The organism is Helicobacter anseris, assembly GCF_003364335.1.
GTDB lineage: Bacteria > Campylobacterota > Campylobacteria > Campylobacterales > Helicobacteraceae > Helicobacter_H > Helicobacter_H anseris.
This window is the reverse complement of the sequence record NZ_NXLX01000002.1, coordinates 1-16,600: the sequence shown is the minus strand read 5'-3', so window position 1 is coordinate 16,600 and position 16,600 is coordinate 1. Positions and strand designations below refer to the sequence as shown.

14 protein-coding genes are annotated in these 16,600 nt (G+C 32.9%); 7 read left to right on the top strand and 7 right to left on the bottom strand.

Annotation, left to right across the window (positions count from 1 at the left end):
* The first annotated feature begins 118 nt into the window (after positions 1–118).
* Positions 119–715 carry a dethiobiotin synthase gene (bioD, locus tag CQA57_RS01220; RefSeq protein ID WP_115578419.1) on the top strand — a complete coding sequence of 199 codons (597 nt, stop codon included), beginning with the start codon at positions 119–121 and terminating at the stop codon, positions 713–715.
* Here the strand turns inward: bioD and CQA57_RS01215 are convergent.
* Together CQA57_RS01215 and CQA57_RS01210 are read right to left on the bottom strand one after the other, a co-directional pair.
* A complete protein-coding gene (locus CQA57_RS01215; protein ID WP_115578418.1) occupies positions 712–2,703 on the bottom strand; it encodes a methyl-accepting chemotaxis protein in 1,992 nt (663 codons plus the stop codon). The genes bioD and CQA57_RS01215 overlap by 4 nt on opposite strands.
* Positions 2,704–2,755: 52 nt before the next feature.
* Positions 2,756–4,039 carry an adenosylmethionine--8-amino-7-oxononanoate transaminase gene (locus CQA57_RS01210; RefSeq protein WP_115578417.1) on the bottom strand — a complete coding sequence of 428 codons (1,284 nt, stop codon included), beginning with the start codon at positions 4,037–4,039 and terminating at the stop codon, positions 2,756–2,758.
* Positions 4,040–4,133: 94 nt separating this feature from the next.
* Here CQA57_RS01210 and CQA57_RS01205 point away from each other — a divergent pair, with 94 nt between their 5' ends.
* From CQA57_RS01205 to CQA57_RS01180, 6 genes are read left to right on the top strand one after another with little or no spacing between them, the layout of a single operon-like run.
* Positions 4,134–5,288 carry an aminotransferase class I/II-fold pyridoxal phosphate-dependent enzyme gene (locus tag CQA57_RS01205; protein ID WP_115578416.1) on the top strand — a complete coding sequence of 385 codons (1,155 nt, stop codon included), beginning with the start codon at positions 4,134–4,136 and terminating at the stop codon, positions 5,286–5,288.
* A complete protein-coding gene (locus CQA57_RS01200) occupies positions 5,279–5,908 on the top strand; it encodes a pimeloyl-ACP methyl esterase BioG family protein (RefSeq protein WP_115578415.1) in 630 nt (209 codons plus the stop codon). Before CQA57_RS01205 ends, CQA57_RS01200 begins: the two co-directional genes overlap by 10 nt.
* Entirely contained in the window at positions 5,896–6,594 is a 699-nt protein-coding gene (locus CQA57_RS01195) for a methyltransferase (RefSeq protein ID WP_115578414.1), read from the top strand. The genes CQA57_RS01200 and CQA57_RS01195 overlap by 13 nt, the downstream gene beginning before the upstream one ends.
* Before the next feature lie 36 nt (positions 6,595–6,630).
* Complete coding sequence (locus CQA57_RS01190) at positions 6,631–7,671, top strand: N-acetylneuraminate synthase family protein (protein WP_115578413.1); 1,041 nt, start codon at positions 6,631–6,633, stop codon at positions 7,669–7,671.
* On the top strand, positions 7,668–8,801 hold the full coding sequence (neuC, locus tag CQA57_RS01185) for a UDP-N-acetylglucosamine 2-epimerase (protein ID WP_115578412.1): 1,134 nt from the start codon (positions 7,668–7,670) through the stop codon (positions 8,799–8,801). Before CQA57_RS01190 ends, neuC begins: the two co-directional genes overlap by 4 nt.
* A complete protein-coding gene (locus CQA57_RS01180; RefSeq protein WP_115578411.1) occupies positions 8,798–9,451 on the top strand; it encodes an acylneuraminate cytidylyltransferase family protein in 654 nt (217 codons plus the stop codon). The genes neuC and CQA57_RS01180 overlap by 4 nt, the downstream gene beginning before the upstream one ends.
* Here CQA57_RS01180 and CQA57_RS01175 read toward each other — a convergent pair.
* From CQA57_RS01175 to CQA57_RS01155, 5 genes are all read right to left on the bottom strand, one after another.
* Entirely contained in the window at positions 9,441–10,403 is a 963-nt protein-coding gene (locus CQA57_RS01175) for an alpha-2,3-sialyltransferase (protein ID WP_115578410.1), read from the bottom strand. The two genes, CQA57_RS01180 and CQA57_RS01175, sit on opposite strands and share 11 nt — an antisense overlap.
* A gap of 7 nt (positions 10,404–10,410) precedes the next feature.
* Positions 10,411–12,042: a hydrogenase small subunit gene (locus CQA57_RS01170; protein WP_115578409.1), complete on the bottom strand. Its 1,632-nt coding sequence runs from the start codon at positions 12,040–12,042 to the stop codon at positions 10,411–10,413.
* A gap of 68 nt (positions 12,043–12,110) precedes the next feature.
* A complete protein-coding gene (locus CQA57_RS01165) occupies positions 12,111–14,528 on the bottom strand; it encodes an autotransporter outer membrane beta-barrel domain-containing protein (protein ID WP_115578408.1) in 2,418 nt (805 codons plus the stop codon).
* Between the two features lie 55 nt (positions 14,529–14,583).
* Positions 14,584–14,970, bottom strand: a complete 387-nt coding sequence (locus tag CQA57_RS01160; RefSeq protein ID WP_115578407.1) for a group III truncated hemoglobin — start codon at positions 14,968–14,970, stop codon at positions 14,584–14,586.
* Positions 14,971–15,036: 66 nt separating this feature from the next.
* Positions 15,037–16,311, bottom strand: coding sequence for an MFS transporter (locus CQA57_RS01155; RefSeq protein ID WP_245941824.1), 1,275 nt, complete (start codon positions 16,309–16,311; stop codon positions 15,037–15,039).
* Positions 16,312–16,600: the final 289 nt, after the last annotated feature.

The window sequence follows — 16,600 nt, the reverse complement described above, 5'->3', positions numbered from 1 at the left end:
TTTTTCTCCATCTTTTAATATTATATTTTTCGAGTTGGGTTTTGTCACATTTTATAAAATAACAAAAAAAAGTTTTTTATGTAAAATGTGCAATTACTTTTATTTATGAGGATAAAAAATGCAAGTTTGTATTGCTGGATGTCATACCAATGTCGGAAAAACTTATGCAAGTGCAATGTTATGCGCAAGTTTGGGATATGATTATTTCAAAATCATTCAAGCAGGAATACCAAAAGATTGTGAGATTATCACTTCTTTTGCTCCGCATAGCAAAATCTATCCTGAGGGATATGTTTTACAAACTCCTGCTTCTCCACATATAGGTAAAAAAATAGAAAAAGCCAATTATAATGCCAAAGAAATTACAATACCACAAAGTCAAAATCTTATCATAGAAACAGCTGGGGGACTTTATAGTCCTATTGATGAAAAATATTGTATGATTGATTTCATCTCTCACCATCATCTAAAAACTCTGCTTGTAGGAGGATATTATCTTGGTTCTATCAACCATATATTGCTTAGTATTGAAGCACTAAAAAATAGAAATATGCAACTAATGGGATTAATAATGTCTGGAGAACAAAATAAAGATTTTGATAATTTTATCTCAGAATACGCAAAAGTAAAAATACTCCACTTGCCCTTTTTTGATAAATCTAACTTTGAGACTATCAAAAAAGACTTCAAGCAAGCATTGGATATTATTTTTTAATATTTTTTCTTATTGATATCAGTAAGAATCTCTTCTGCAATATGATTTACTTTAGTGCTAATATTTGATGAAGATCGTGCAATACCTGCATTTTCTTCTGTAATGCTTTGTAAATGCACCACTGCTTCGTTGATTTGAGATACACTATCTGATTGATTTGCTATAGATACCCCTACTTCATTGATAGATTCTATAAGCATATTAGTATTTGCTTCAATTTCACTAAGACTTTTTTGTGTTCTTTCTGCGAGTTTTCTTACTTCATCAGCAACTACAGCAAAACCTCTTCCATGCTCTCCGGCTCTTGCAGCTTCTATTGCAGCATTTAATGCCAAGAGATTTGTCTGATCGGCAATATCTCTAATAATGCCAATAACAAGCTTGATATCTTCGGATTGTGCAATAACTTGATTGGTTTTTTCATTGATATCCTGCATTGTTTTAGTTATTCCGTGAATAGATTTTGTAGTTTTTGCCAATGATTGCGCTTGCGTGCTTGATGCTGCATTTAAACTATTGATGGCCTGAAACAAATCACTAGAAGCAACATTTAAACTATTTGCAAAGTCACTAGAAGCTTGCAACATCTTTCTAATTTCACTACCCAAAGCATTTGTTACAAGCTCTACACTACCCTTTGCATTTTTCACTTCTGTAGTAAAATCTAACTTCATATAAGAATCAAAAACACGATTGATTTCATTAAGATTGCTACCTACTTTATTTTGTAAAATTTCAAGCATATTGTTTAATACATTTTTTAATTCAATAAGTTGAGGATTTGCAGGATTTTCAATGATTCTAGCACTTAAATCACCCGCTTCAATTCTTTTTGCTGTTTCTACTGATTGAAGCACTGCTTTAGAATCTTGCTCTAACATTTGTCTTGTTTTATCAATATTTGAGTTTAAAACTCTAGCCATCTGACCAAATTCATCATTTGTATTAACAGATATTCTTGCTACACTCTTTTTCTTATGTCCTAAATAATCAAAAAATTCATTTAAACCACTTTGTATAGCATTGATGGGTTTAAGATAATAATAAATTACCCAATAAAGTAAGAAAGCTACCACAATTGCTAAGAAAATCGCCAAGAAGACTTGCATTCTTGCATCTTTTTCAATAGGCGCCATCACTTCTTGCAAATCCTCGACACTGCAAATAATATAAGAACCTTGACCTTTTATATCAGAACGCTTGCATACTGCCAATTTTTGCTTTCCACCTTTATCTAAAAAAACAAATGGTTTTAAATCCTTAAGCTTTAACACCATATCATAAAGTTTTATCAAATCCGCATCTTTCTTTAAAACTTCTTGCTTATTTGTCGAGACAAATGCCATTTTACTTTTATCCATTGCAAAAATATGACCAGGCATCATTTCAAAATTTCTTTGTAAGGTTGAGATTTTATCATCTAAACCCAAGATTCCAAGCAGTTTATTATTTCTATAAATTGGCACCGCATATGTGAAACAATACTCTTGTGTTGCATCATCAAAGTAGGCTGAAGTTACAATTAAGCTTTTTTTCATTAAAGCATCTTTATACCACTCCCTAGTTCTAGCATCATAATCATCAGCTTTCCCATAAATACCATAAGCAAGATTCTTTTTATCTATATCTGCATCACTAATAATAAGCTCACCATTATTAAGTGCAAAATATACCCCAAGAAAATCACCGCCCTTTCTAAAAGGCTTAAGCAAAGGACCAATAGCTTGCAATGCTTTGGTTTGATTAAAAAAAGCATCTGAAGGCACTTCATCTAGTTGTTCTAACAAACTTTTTATACTAGTAAATACTCTTAGCTTTGCTGCTTCCATCGGAATATCAGCCATTTTTACTGTATCAATATGTTCTTTTACTGACTGGTTAAAAGCAACTTTTTTTGTAGATTTGTAAGATATAGCACCGATAATAGCAAGCGCTAAAGCCACAATAAATACCGAAATAAAAGTCAATTTAAATTTAATACTCTTCATTTTTTGCCTTAATCCTCAAGCAGAGCTATTTTTTGGAGTAAATTATAACAAATCAAAGCTCTATTGTTTGTAAAATCTCTTTTATACAATCGACAACAAAATCAATTTCTTTCTCCAAAATAACATATGGAGGCATAAAATATATTGTATTTCCCAAAGGACGCAATAAAATACCTCGTTTTAAGGCTTCTTGGAAAAAAATCAAACCTGCACGATTTTTTTTTGTTTTTATCAAATCAAATGCAAAAATCATCCCTCTGCTCCTTAGATTTGAAACTTGATGAAAATTTTTTAATTCCTGCATTCTAGTAAAAATATATTTGGATTTTTGTTGATTTATTTGTATGATATTTTCTTGCTCAAAAATATCCAATACAGCATTTGCACAAGAACAGGCCAAAGGATTCCCAGTATAGCTGTGAGAATGTAAAAAAGCTTTTCCTTCTTCATATGGGGCATAAAATTTTTGATAAATCTCATCTTTTGTTATCACTACTGATAAGGGCAAATATCCCCCTGTAATACCCTTGGACAAACAAAGATAATCAGGCACTACTCCACACTGCTCTAATGCAAACATACTTCCGACCCTACCAAATCCCACAGCAATTTCATCAAAAATCACATCAATTCCATAGCTTTGAGCAAAAAGCACGCTTTCTTTTATAAAATCTGTGCTATACATATGCATATTTCCTGCACACTGCACAATAGGCTCAAGAATAAAAGCGCAAATATCTTGATAATTTTGCATTATTAACTCTTTAAAAACCTGCAATTCTTTTTCATAATCTTCATTTTTAGGAGTGGGAGCTTGCAAACATTCTAATAAAAGCGCGCCATAAACCTCTTTATAAAGTTTGATATCCCCCACACTCAAAGCCCCTAGCGTTTCGCCATGATATGCATTACTTAGGGTAATAAATTTCTTTTTTTCTTTTTTATCTAACAAACTCTTATGAAAACTCATTTTTAAAGCAACTTCAATGGCAGATGATCCATTATCTGCATAAAAGCATTTATTAAGTTCTTTGGGCAATAAGGCACAGATTCGTGCAGATAAATCAATGATTGGCTGATGTGTAAAACCCGCTAAAAGCACATGCTCTAAAGTATCAATTTGTTCTTTTAATTTTTGATTGATATACGCATTGCAATGACCAAATAAATTGACCCACCAACTACTAATACCATCAATATATGCCTTATCATTAAAATCATATAAATAAACCCCTCTGCCTTTTTTAATGGGAATAAGAGGGATTTTTTCGTGGTCTTTCATTTGCGTGCAAGGATGCCAAATATGCAATAAATCCTGTGAAATTATATTTTCCATTCTCTACCTTATTTTTAATCACAGAAGTGTAATATCTTTTGATAACTTTTAGTATATTCCTGATTTTGAAGTATAATTTACAAAAAGGTTTAAGATGCATCAAAAAATAAAACATATTTTACAAGAATTGCAAAATTCATCAAATTATCGCACGCTTACTCCTATGCAACATCAACAAGAAAAAATCATTATTTCAAATCAAATGCTTATCAATCTTGCTTCAAATGACTATTTAGGCATAGCTCAAGATAGGGATTTTATCAACTCTTTTTACCAACAAGTCGATTTGACACAAACCCCTCTATCCAGTGCTTCTTCAAGAAGTCTTAGTGGAAATTTTAAAATTTTTGAGGATTTTGAAAAATACCTCAATATGCTTTATTCCCCAAAAAAAGCACTCATTTTTAATAGTGGATATCATGCAAATCTAGGAATTATAGATGCACTTGCGCAAATACCAAATACACTTTTTTTAGCAGATAGTTTTGTGCATGCGAGTATTTTTGATGGCCTTAGAATCTCGCGTGCAAAGTTTAAGCGATTTGCCCATAATAATATGCAAGAATTAGAATCTTTGCTCAAAGAATTTCACGGCACTTATGAGCATATCATTATCTTGAGTGAAGGACTTTTTAGTATGGATGGGGATTTTTGCAATATCAATAAACTCATCGAATTTAAAAAAATCTACAAAAATGTTTTAATTTATATTGATGAGGCACATAGCATTGGAACTTACGGGCAAGAACTCTTAGGATTGTGCAAAGATTTAAAGGTTTTAGATTCTGTTGATTTTTTAATTCTTGCTTTTGGAAAAGCCATAGGATCTTGTGGAGGATGTGTGCTCTGCGATGATATTTTTAGGCAATATTTTATCAACAAAGCACGCACTCTTATCTATTCCACCGCCATTGCTCCAATTAGCATTGCTTTTTGCCTCTTTGTCTTTAAGAATCTACCACACTTAGTAGATAGGCAAAACAAACTGCACAATCTTTCTAATTTTTTAAGAAAGGAATTACTGAATAGAAAAATGGATTTTATTGGGGATTCTCATATCATCAGCCTTATGACTTATGAAAATAAAAAAGCACTTGATTTATCAGAAAAACTCTTTAAATATGGATTTTTTGCCCCTGCGATTAAATACCCAAGTGTTCCGGAAAATCAAGCAAGGATTAGAATCTCACTCAATGCAAATCTTAATGAAGATATTTTACAAAATCTCTTAGAGGCTCTATGCAAGTAGATTTACTAACCCCTGCAGATTATAATGAGGTCATAATATTTTTTTCTGGTTTTGGGAGCAATAAGAGTTTTTTTCAACATCTCACATTGCCAAAAAAAACACTTATATTCATTTCTAATTATCAAAACAATCTTTTAAACTTAGATTTTTTAAAAGATAAAAAAATCACACTAATTGCTTGGTCTATGGGGGTAGCAATGGCTAATCGCTTTTTGCCAAAAAACCTGAATGTCATTAAAAAAATTGCCATAAATGGGACCTTGCAAGGTATTGATAAAAAAAATGGAATCCCTCCTGCAATTTTCAAATACACTATAAAAAACTTTAATCTTGAGATTTTTAAAAAAAATACTTTTGAAAATACATTAAATAGTGCAAATAATTTTCTTTTCCCTAAAAAAGAAAGCTTGATTATGGAGTTACAAAATATCTATGACACTCTTTTAAACATACCAAGCAAAGAGGAAATATGGGATAAGATTCTCATTAGCAGAGATGATAAAATTTTTGAAACAAAGTATCAGCTAAATGCTTGGGAGAATTGCAAACCTATTAAAATAAACACTCCTCATTTTCCTTTTTTTGAATTTGATGATTGGGATATGCTATGCAATATATAGCAAAAAAATTTTTTGAAGCAAAAAGCACCTATGATATCAATGCGATAATCCAAAATCTTATGCAAGATAGACTTTTATCACTTTTACCCAAAAAAAGGTTTTATAGCGTTCTTGAGATTGGATGCGGAACTGGTGGGCTTACAAGAAAACTTTTTCAAGCATTGGATTTTACAAAATTTGTGTGCAACGATATCAATGATTACAAAAGTTATATCCCACCGCAAACAGATTTTATTTTACTAGATGCAAATTCTATTCATACAGCGCTTGAAGAAAAGTTTGATCTTATTATCTCAAATGCCTGTATTCAATGGCTTCATCAAAGAGAGTTTTTGGCTAATATTTTAAAACTTTGCCATCAAGACTCTCTTCTTGTTTTTGGCACTTTTGGAAAACAAAATCTCATTGAAATAAGGCAACATACTAACAACGGATTAGATTATCTTGATTTAATAGATTATGAAAAGATTTTGAGTGAAAATTATCATATCTTGCACTTATCTGAAACACTAGTTCCGCTTACCTTTCAAACGCCTCTAGAGGTTTTTAGGCACTTAAAACTTACTGGGGTAAATAGCCTGGAATCTAATTACACAATCACTCAAAAAAAACTTTATGAATTTCAAACAAGATTTAATAACACTCTAACCTACCACCCTATTTACATCACAATTAAACCAATATGAGATAAAATACCAATATTTTTTATTTAAGGTTTTATTATGTCAAATTTCATTGAGATTGAGGGTAGAAGAATTGGGAGTGATTATGAGCCTTTAGTGATTGCTGAGCTTGGGATCAACCACAATGGCTCTTTGAGTGTCGCTAAAGAAATGGTAGATAGTGCCAAAAGGGCAGGAGTGGAAGTGCTTAAGCACCAAACCCACATCATTAAAGATGAGATGAGCTCATTAGCCAAAAAAGTCATTCCTGGCAATAGTGATAAAAGCATTTATGAGATTATGCAAAGTTGTGCTTTGAGTGAAGAAGAGGAATTTGAGCTTAAAGAGTATGTAGAGAGGGCAGGAATGATATTTCTCTCCACACCTTTTTCTAGAGCAGGGGCAGATAGACTAGAGAGAATGGGGGTGAGTGCGTATAAAATCGGCTCAGGAGAGATGAATAACTATCCACTTCTCAAACATATCGCTAGTTTTGGTAAGCCTATGATTGTCTCTACTGGAATGAATGATTTGGAAAGTGTAAAAAAAGCCACAGACATTTTACAAAGCTTTAATGTCCCCTTTGCCTTGCTTCATACTACCAATCTCTACCCCACACCCCCTCATTTGGTGAGGCTTGGAGCAATGCAAGAGATGATGAGGGCTTATCCTCATATCCCTATTGGACTAAGCGATCACACACTCAACAACAATGCGTGTAAATCTGCTATTGCTTTAGGGGCTAGTATCGTAGAGCGACATTTTAGCGATCATAAAGATAGAATTGGCCCTGATATCATCTGCTCTATGGATGAGAAAGAAACAAGAGATTTAATCCTCTCAGCCAAAGAAATTTTCTCAATGCGTGGAGGAGAGAAAAAAGCTACAAAAGAAGAGCAAGTAACTATCGACTTTGCATTCTCCACTTGTGTCAGCATTGCTCCTATCAAAAAGGGTGAGATTTTTAGCAAAGAAAATCTATGGGTGAAACGCCCTGCACTTGGAGAAATCAAGGCTGAATTTTATGAGGAGATTTTGGGCAAGAGAGCAAAATGTGATATAGAGAGCGACACTCATCTCTCTTGGGAGATGATCGAGTGAAAAAGATTGTATTTTTGAGTGGGACAAGGGCAGATTGGGGGAAGATCAAAGCCCTAGTGCAAGAAGTAAAAGAGAGCAAAAGCTTTGAGTATAAAATCTTTGTGTGTGGAATGCACCTCTTAGAGCTGTATGGAAAGACTTTTATTGAGATTTTCAAAGATGGATTTGATGAGGTGTTTTTGGCAAAAGCCCACAAATACCAAGAAAGAATGGATTTAGCCCTCTCTGATAGTATCAAACAATTCTCAAACTTTGTTAAAGAATATAAGCCTGATTTGATTGTCATTCACGGCGATAGACTAGAGGCACTTGCAGGAGCGATTGTGGGGGCGTTTAATAATATTTTAGTCGCCCACATTGAGGGAGGGGAAGTGAGTGGGACGATTGATGAATCTATTCGCCACTCTATCTCTAAACTTGCTCATTTGCACTTTGTGGCAAATGAGGAGGCTAAGAGGCGACTAATCCAGCTAGGAGAGAAGCAAGAAGATATTTTTGTCATTGGCTCTCCTGATATTGACTTAATGCTTGGCTCTTCTCTGCCTACTCTTGAGGCTGTGGAGAAACACTACTATCAAATACAACCCTTTAAGGGAAAGTATGCAATCTTTCTCTATCACCCTGTAACCACAGAAGAAGAGAGCTTGGAGAGGAATATCACTCAAAGCATTGAGGCATTAGAGAAATGTGGGGAAAACTTTATCGTGATTTACCCCAATAATGACTTAGGCTCAAAAACAATCCTCAAAGCCTATAAAAGACTAGAAAAAAACCCTCATTTTGCACTCTTTAAATCCCTCAAATTTGAAGCATTTTTGACATTGCTCAAAAATGCAAAATTCATCATTGGCAATAGTTCAGCAGGGATTAGAGAAGCCCCAATCTATGGAATCCCTTGCATTAACCTAGGCTCAAGACAAGAGGGAAGATACAAAGAGGGAGAGGGGATTGTGAGTGTGAAAGAGAGTGAAAAAGAGATTTTAGAGGCCATTAGAAAGGTTCAAACACTCAAACTCACCCCAAGACTAGAGTTTGGCAAGGGCAAGAGTGCCAAAGAGTTTATCGCTGTGCTAGAGAATGGGGAGATTTGGGATAAAAAGCTTCAAAAGAAATTTGTGGATATGCTATGAGAGTGCTAGGACTGATTCCTGCTAGAAGTGGAAGCAAGGGAATGAAAGATAAAAATATCAAAGAGTTTAGAGGCAAACCCCTTCTGGCTCATAGTATTGAGAGTGCATTGAGAAGTGGAGTGTGTGATGAAGTCTTTGTCTGCACTGATAGTGAGAAATACGCCTGTATTGCAAGAGAGTTTGGAGCGAGTGTGCCGTTTTTGAGGAGTGAGGAGAGTGCAAGAGATGAGAGCAAGAGCATTGAGTGTGTGATCGAGAGCTTAGAGAGATACAAAGAGAGGGGAGAAGAGTTTGATGTGGTGATTTTGCTTCAGCCCACCTCTCCTCTAAGAAATGAAGTGCATATCAAAGAGGCTTATGAGAAATTTGTGAGATTTGGGTGTGAGGATTTGGCAAGTGTGTGTGAGAGTGTAGAAAACCCTCTATTTATGCGAAGGATTATAGAGGATAGACTTCAAAACCTCTTGCTACTTTCAAGCTCTGTGCGTCGCCAAGACTTGCAAAAATGCTATGTGCTTAATGGTGCAATTTATATCAATCTAGCCTCAAGACTCACCCCTCAAACAAGCTTCAATGACAATCCTCTCTCTTATGTGATGAGTAGAGAAGTGAGTTTGGATATTGATGAGGAGGGGGATTTTATAAAATAAATTTTTTTATACCTTGCTCTATAATCCTTGCAATGCCTCTGATAATCTTAAAAGTATCTAATAAAAATTTTATAAACACATTATCTCTCTTAATTCCAGAGCTAGATAAACCTCTTATTATTTTATCTCTTAAATTAAATTGGGGGGGGGGGATATCAATATCTTTTCTTACATTGATTTTGGGCAATTCAATAAAATCACAAATAAAACCATCTGGTTTAGATAAAACCTCAAATTTTAAATTTCTTTTTGGTGCAAGTGGTAAAAGCTTACTCAATAATCCATTATTATTTAGACAATAAAGTTTTATTCCCTGAACCTGCATAGCAATCCTAATGGCCTCAATATCAACATTCTTACTATGTACCAAATCCCTAAAATCATCATAAGCAAAACTTGGCATTTGTAAAATCAAATTTTTTTTATTTTTAACATCAAATGCATAGCTCAAGCCTCCGTTTTCATAAAAATCAATTCCTGTTAAGTAAATCTCTTTATAACCCTGTGCAATAGCCACAATTAACATTAAAATTCCCGTGGTAAATCGTTTTTCATAATAGAGAGCATAAAATTTATGCAAAGCATTAAACTCTTGCATTTGCCTTAAATAAGGGTAGGTATTTTTTACACTTGGAAAATCATATTCCAAAATTTGCTCCAAATTTTTTAATTTCCCATCCTCATCCTGTCTATCCCAAATACCCATGGTAATATTACAATATATATCCTCTACTTCATACTCCCCTCTTTTTTTAAGATGGTGCAATGTAAAGAATTGTTCTTTTAATACAAAAGGATTAAAAAACACCCCTTTAATTTTCTTACCCAAAAAATATTTATCTTCAAAATAAAATTGATTGCACCTAAAAACATCAAAATCTTCTGGAAGTCTTGAATAATCAATCTGAGCCAAAGATGGTCCATTTCCAGCAATAACTATGGATTTTTTCATATTTTTCTTACTTTGCTAACCAATTTTGCACTAATGGATTTTGTGTTAGATTCCCACCTAAAATCACATGATTGATTTTGGTATCAATAAAAAATTTGCCTATCCCTTCTCTGATACTCTTACAAAGACTTGCCAAAACACCATAAGCAATTCCATCATATTCCAATCCACCCAAAATATAACAAAGTGGCAATCTCATTCCCTTAAGCACATCAATTACTATTTTTTCATCCTGTATCTTAACAGAAAAATCCATATCACTAATTTGAATAAAAGGAAAGCTTATAGCTTCTTTTATCACTCTTAATGCTGGCTCTTTTTCTTCGTCACTACTTAATAAAAAATGTGTCAATGTCATCGTATCTGCAAGATTGTTAGAGAGCATTGCATCTGATGAATATTGCATATTTTTATCATACAATTGTTTAAAATAAGTTTGATAATTTTCCACCAGTCTCCCGGTAAGCTTGCTTTTTTTAGCAAGATTCTCTAAAAAATTTTTTGGATTTATATCTATGTTTGCTTGTAAAATATTTTTTCCTTGATAGATTATCGCACTTTGCTTTGTATCAAAAAACACCCCTACTACATCATCTTGCATATTTGCATACAAATCTTGAATATTTTGTGTAGTTTCTTTAATATCGCCTAGTTTTGGAGCTTTAGCAAAATATGCAAATTGTTTTTTCATAGGTTCTTCATACACTCCAAAATCATCCCAAAAATTTGGCTCACTACAAGCAATGCAACCATGACCCGCTTGGATTGGCCAACTTGTCTTTGAATTAAATTTTACTTTTGGACAGTTATTATATGCATAGGGCCCCTTACATCCCACTTTATACAAACAATACCCTTCTTGCATTTTTTCATCATCAAAAGTTTGCACAAAATCACCGGATTCAAATTTTGCCTTACGCTCACAACTATCATGCACGGTTTTTCCATAAGCCCACAAAGGTCTTTTAAGTGCATCTAACTCTGGAGCCTTTTTAAAAATAATTGCATACAATAAATTCATCACGATATTTATATCACTTGGGGGACATCCTGGAATATTTACCAACTCACAACCTATTAAGCTTTCAATACCTTCGGTTTTTGTGGGGTTTGGTGCTGCGGCCTGCACTCCCCCAAAAGAGGAGCAAGTTCCAACACCAAAAACCATAAGTGCATGTTCTGCTAAGTGCCTCAATTCTTCCTTTCCACTCATAGCCTCTGCACCAAAAGTAGCAAAATATTCTTCTTTGATACACACACTCCCCTCTACTACTAAAATGTATTCCCCAGTAGCAAGTGCGTCTTGAATATTTTTTCTTGCACTAAAACCAGCACCAGCGCTTAAAACTTCATGATAATCAAGGCTAATAACATCAAATATCAAAGAATCAAAACCAGGAATTTCATTTCTTAAAAAACTCTCTGTACATCCTGTGCATTCAGAAAGACTAAGCCAAATAACACTTGTTCTTTTTTTAATTGATAAAAGCTCCACAATACTATCACTTAAGGTATTTGGTAACTTTAAAGTTTTAACAAAAGTATCAACAAATTCTTTGCTAATTTCCTTTTGAAAAACCTCTCCCCTTTTTTTAATATCTAAAATTTGATTCTCAACAATAGCTTGCAACTCTTCCATCTTTCTCTCCTCAAATTTTATTTTGTTTTTAACATTGCTAATTTTAGCACAATAACTTTTTGGAGTTTTTAAAATAAGAATCTCAAACCAAAATTTGTATCAAAAAGATACACTCCTGTGTTATAAATTTTAGTTTTCACATTGATTTGAATACCAAAAAAATCATTCAATGCAAAATCAGCACCCAATAAAACACTACCAAAAAAACTTACCTTATTTCTAAAAGATAGAACTTCATCTCCAAAATACAAAGTATAGTTATGGGAAGTTATATTTGATCCCCCAGCAAACTCTCCAGTTGCAAAAAAACTACTCTTCTCAAAAATTTTGCGATACTCCAAACCACCAACCCCATAAAGATTAAAAAAATAATTTTTATTTGCAGTGATACCAAAATCTCCATCTTCACTAAGAGATGGCATCAAATAATAATCCCCCAAAGCACCAAAATATGGTTTTAAGCTATGATTATTTGCAAAACCAAATCTATATCCCAAACGACCTTGCAAACCTATATCATCAATACAACTATTCCCCTTTTGAATAAATTGTTGTGTATTGATACTAAAATCTCTTTGATAATTACTCTGCACATTAAGATAACTTGCAAGCACATCTATCTCCCAGTTATCAAAACCAAATCTCATATAAGCTCCAAGCTGCCAGCTTAAAGAATCAAGATTTAATCCTTTGGCACTAAAGTTTCTTTTTTCAAAAACCCCATAGATTCCTCCAAAAAACCAGTCGCTAAAATGCCTATCAAAGCCAAGATTGACACCATATCTCATACCCCCCCCCCTACTACTCTTACCACCATACCCAACAAGCGCATTAACAAAAAAATTATTTTTTATATCACTATCTAGATAAAATTCATTAAAATCACTAGTATTCTGCACTAATGCAATATCATTTCTAACTAAATATTGCTTTTGCATTGTATTTAAAGCTACTTGTGCTTGAGATATCGTATTTCTTGACAGGAGATTGAAATATGCCATTGAATTATCAAGCGTTTGATACTCTTCTAAAAGAGTGTGTATTTGAGAATCTATTCTCTCTACTGCATTGTTCAAATCTGCAGAATTTAAAATAACCAAATGTTTTTCTAATTCTTTTGCAATTTTTTCTTTATTGCCTATGATATTGCCTCTATTATCTGTATTGTTGCCATTATTTGTATCATCAAACTTTTTTTCTAAAACCAATTTATATTGATTGCCATCAGAAACTAATTTTGCACCATATCTATCACTTTGATTATTATTGGCATCAAGCAATATTACTTCACCATCCTTTAATCCTGTAGTTTGCGGAGATTGTGTAATGACATACTCTAGATTCTGCGATTGGCTAAAAGCACTTGCAATTTTAAAATTTACCACAGCACCATCCAAAGCAATGCTCTCTGTAGCCTCAATTTCACCAAAACCATTATTGATACCTATAAAATTTATGGAAGAATTAGTTGATGAGATAAATTTCTTTACCTGTATTTTTGTGCCACCTGATACAAAAATATCACTCCCTGCCTGATTGTCTAAAATATTTGCTTTTAAAATGGTATTCGTTAAATCAATTTTTGATCGCAAGTTGGCATCTTCGCTTTTGCTAGTCAAATTTCCACCAATATCTATCACACCCCCTGTTGCAATGACACTCCCTATACCATAGCTATATTTTCCATATTCATTGACAAAATCACCACCATTTTGAAAATTACCCACAACCTTAAAGTTTCCAGAATTTACTTTTAGCAAAGCTTCCCTTCTATATCCCCCATCAAATCCAGAATTATAAAACAATCCCTCAATAGTCGTATTCCCATTTTTATGCTCAAAAAATCCAGCAGAATCTGCATACAAGACACTTCCTATCTTCTCCAAAAAACCAGAATTATAAAAATTTGATTTTACAATAAGCTCTCCGCCACTATTGATAACACTAGCCTTGGATGTCCTGCTAACAGATTTAACAAATCCAATATTACTAAGCTCTATTCTTCCACCATCTCTAGCTTCAATTAACCCTCCATTTATATCTCCTATTATAACAATATGAACACCACTTATTTGTATCTTACCTCCATTATTGGCAAACATCTCCCCACCATAGAAATAAAACCTACCTTCAGTTCCCCTATTTTGTAAATCAATTATCAAGCTAGCCCCTTGATTTACACTAATGCGATTTCCTCTAATATGATAAAACACCATATCGCTTATTGCAGAATCTCTTATCAATCTAAGAGTAGAATTACCATTGCTAGAATAATTGAGATTTGTGGGTGACCCATCACCTCCAAAGTCATTAGCTTTAGATTGATTTGAAGTTGGATCACGCTTTAAAATAACAGTTTTATCATCATTGCTATTTAAAGTAATATTAGAATCTTGAGAGGGAATAAAACCTATCCATTCTGAAGAAAGGGATAGGAGAATGTTGGAAGAAAGAAATATTAAAGCCAAATACCTAAAACTATTCATTTATAACAATCACTACTATATTTTTTAGTTTTTAGGTATTTTAGCAAAAAATATTTTAGTGAATTTGCATATCATAAATTGCCACTTGAAACCTTTGTGCAATCATTTGCGCACGCATTAAAATACTTGAAGCAACATTCTCTTCATAAATCATCTTTAAAGAATCTTCAAATAGTTGCAACCAAGTAGAAAAAAATTCTCTTGGAAAAGGTGGTAATTCCAAATGTTTTTTAAGTGGTTGGCCATCAAAAACAGGTTCCCCCAAAAGCATTTGTCGCCAAAATCTTCCGATTTTTTCCTTATGCTTTTCCCAGCTTTCATTATCCTCTCCTACAGCAGGTATAAATACTGTGGATAATTGAGGATCTTTTCTTACTTTTGCATAAAAAATATCCATAAGTTTTGCAATATTTTCTTGATTAATTTCTTTTTCTAATGCCATAATACGCTCCTTATTTTTTGCAGATTTATATCTAAAAGAAGTAAGTTAATAATTGAGCAATATCAATTAAATCTTCTTTGCCAACAAACCTAAGATTCCAGATATATTTAATAAGATTGCTACAATCATCAAAAAATAAATCCCACTATCAAATCCACCAAAACCATCATGCAATTTTCCAACAATATAAGGACCAAAAGAAGCAATCAAATAACCAAAACCTTGTGTCATAGCAGATAATTTTGCAGCACTTGCTATGCTATTTGTCTTATAGGATATTAAAAACAAAGCCAAGCTAAAAGCACCACCCACAGGAATCCCCCAAAATAAAGATATCCACAAAATCACTCTTCCACTATCACAAAATAATAAAAACCAAAATCCAATTACATAACACCCACACAGACATAACAACAAAATAAATTTATATTGATTGCGTATTCTTGATATCAATAATGGAGTTAATAATGCAGATGGTATAGACACAAGTTGCATATAAAAGGTCATAGACGCCCCAAATGTAATGTCAAATCCCTTTTCTACTATCATCTTTGGATACCAAGTAAAAATGCTATAGCTTATCAAACTCTGCAATCCCATAAAAATAGTTACTTTCCAAGCATCTAAATTCACAAAAAACTCAAAAATATTTCCATTTTGTTTTTTGCTTCTCATTAAACGATTATTTTGCATTTGAGGCATATAAGCAACAAGAGCCATTAAAGCAAAAAATACCCAAAAAGCCATCACATTTGGCACAGAAAAATATTGCAATAAAGGCAATGTAAAAACCACCCCAAAAATTGCTGATATACTCATAACAACACTATAAACACCCATCATCATTGGAACTTTATTTGCAAATTTTGCACGAATAAAACTAGGCAATAAAACATTGGCAATTGCAATACCAGAGCCCATCAATAAAGTTCCGCCAAAAAGTCCTATAAGCATCAAGTTATCTTGAAAATATCCAAGATAACTTCTGCAAATCTCTCCTAAAATAATACATACAATGCCTATTAGCATTCCTTTTATTGGATGTAAATAAATAGCTAAAAATGAAATTACCCCAAAAGCTATCAAAGGAATAGAACTCAATATTCCCACATCAGCAGAATCTATTTTGAAAAAATCTTTTATAAAATCCACCATTGGGCCAATAGCAGTTATGGGCGCTCTTAAATTGATTGCAACAAACAAAACTACAACAAAATTCAACCAAAAAATCTTTTTTTGCAAATCTTTAATTTCCAATCTTGTGTTAATTGCAAAATTATAGCTCAAAAATCTCCACTCTTTCCCTCTCCAACCACCACTTAAACTAAGGAGTTTTGTCATAAAACTTTAAGATTTGATTTTAAGATTAAAGAGTTTTGTTATTTCTCTTTTATCTTTAAAGCTTAAAGTATTGTTTTATTTCTTTTTGTTTTAGTTTGTTTAAAACAAAAAAATTATAAAGTGAAAAGTAAAAAATAAAATAAAAAATATAAAAATGTTTAAGTGGTGGCAGGAGAAGGAAAAATCTTTGTTTGTTTTCTTCTTCTGCTTAGTTTTAATTAAAAATACTTTTTAATACTTTTAATTAATACTTTTAATTTCTTTTTTAATTATTATTCTTCATACTTCT

What these genes read in the sequence shown, in the direction of transcription:
- bioD (WP_115578419.1), top strand. Translation starts at nt 119, where the DNA reads ATGCAAGTTTGTATTGCTGGATGTCATACCAATGTCGGAAAAACTTAT.
- CQA57_RS01215 (WP_115578418.1), bottom strand. Translation starts at nt 2,703, where the DNA reads ATGAAGAGTATTAAATTTAAATTGACTTTTATTTCGGTATTTATTGTG.
- CQA57_RS01210 (WP_115578417.1), bottom strand. Translation starts at nt 4,039, where the DNA reads ATGGAAAATATAATTTCACAGGATTTATTGCATATTTGGCATCCTTGC.
- CQA57_RS01205 (WP_115578416.1), top strand. Translation starts at nt 4,134, where the DNA reads ATGCATCAAAAAATAAAACATATTTTACAAGAATTGCAAAATTCATCA.
- CQA57_RS01200 (WP_115578415.1), top strand. Translation starts at nt 5,279, where the DNA reads ATGCAAGTAGATTTACTAACCCCTGCAGATTATAATGAGGTCATAATA.
- CQA57_RS01195 (WP_115578414.1), top strand. Translation starts at nt 5,896, where the DNA reads ATGCAATATATAGCAAAAAAATTTTTTGAAGCAAAAAGCACCTATGAT.
- CQA57_RS01190 (WP_115578413.1), top strand. Translation starts at nt 6,631, where the DNA reads ATGTCAAATTTCATTGAGATTGAGGGTAGAAGAATTGGGAGTGATTAT.
- CQA57_RS01180 (WP_115578411.1), top strand. Translation starts at nt 8,798, where the DNA reads ATGAGAGTGCTAGGACTGATTCCTGCTAGAAGTGGAAGCAAGGGAATG.
- CQA57_RS01175 (WP_115578410.1), bottom strand. Translation starts at nt 10,403, where the DNA reads ATGAAAAAATCCATAGTTATTGCTGGAAATGGACCATCTTTGGCTCAG.
- CQA57_RS01170 (WP_115578409.1), bottom strand. Translation starts at nt 12,042, where the DNA reads ATGGAAGAGTTGCAAGCTATTGTTGAGAATCAAATTTTAGATATTAAA.
- CQA57_RS01165 (WP_115578408.1), bottom strand. Translation starts at nt 14,528, where the DNA reads ATGAATAGTTTTAGGTATTTGGCTTTAATATTTCTTTCTTCCAACATT.
- CQA57_RS01160 (WP_115578407.1), bottom strand. Translation starts at nt 14,970, where the DNA reads ATGGCATTAGAAAAAGAAATTAATCAAGAAAATATTGCAAAACTTATG.
- CQA57_RS01155 (WP_245941824.1), bottom strand. Translation starts at nt 16,311, where the DNA reads ATGACAAAACTCCTTAGTTTAAGTGGTGGTTGGAGAGGGAAAGAGTGG.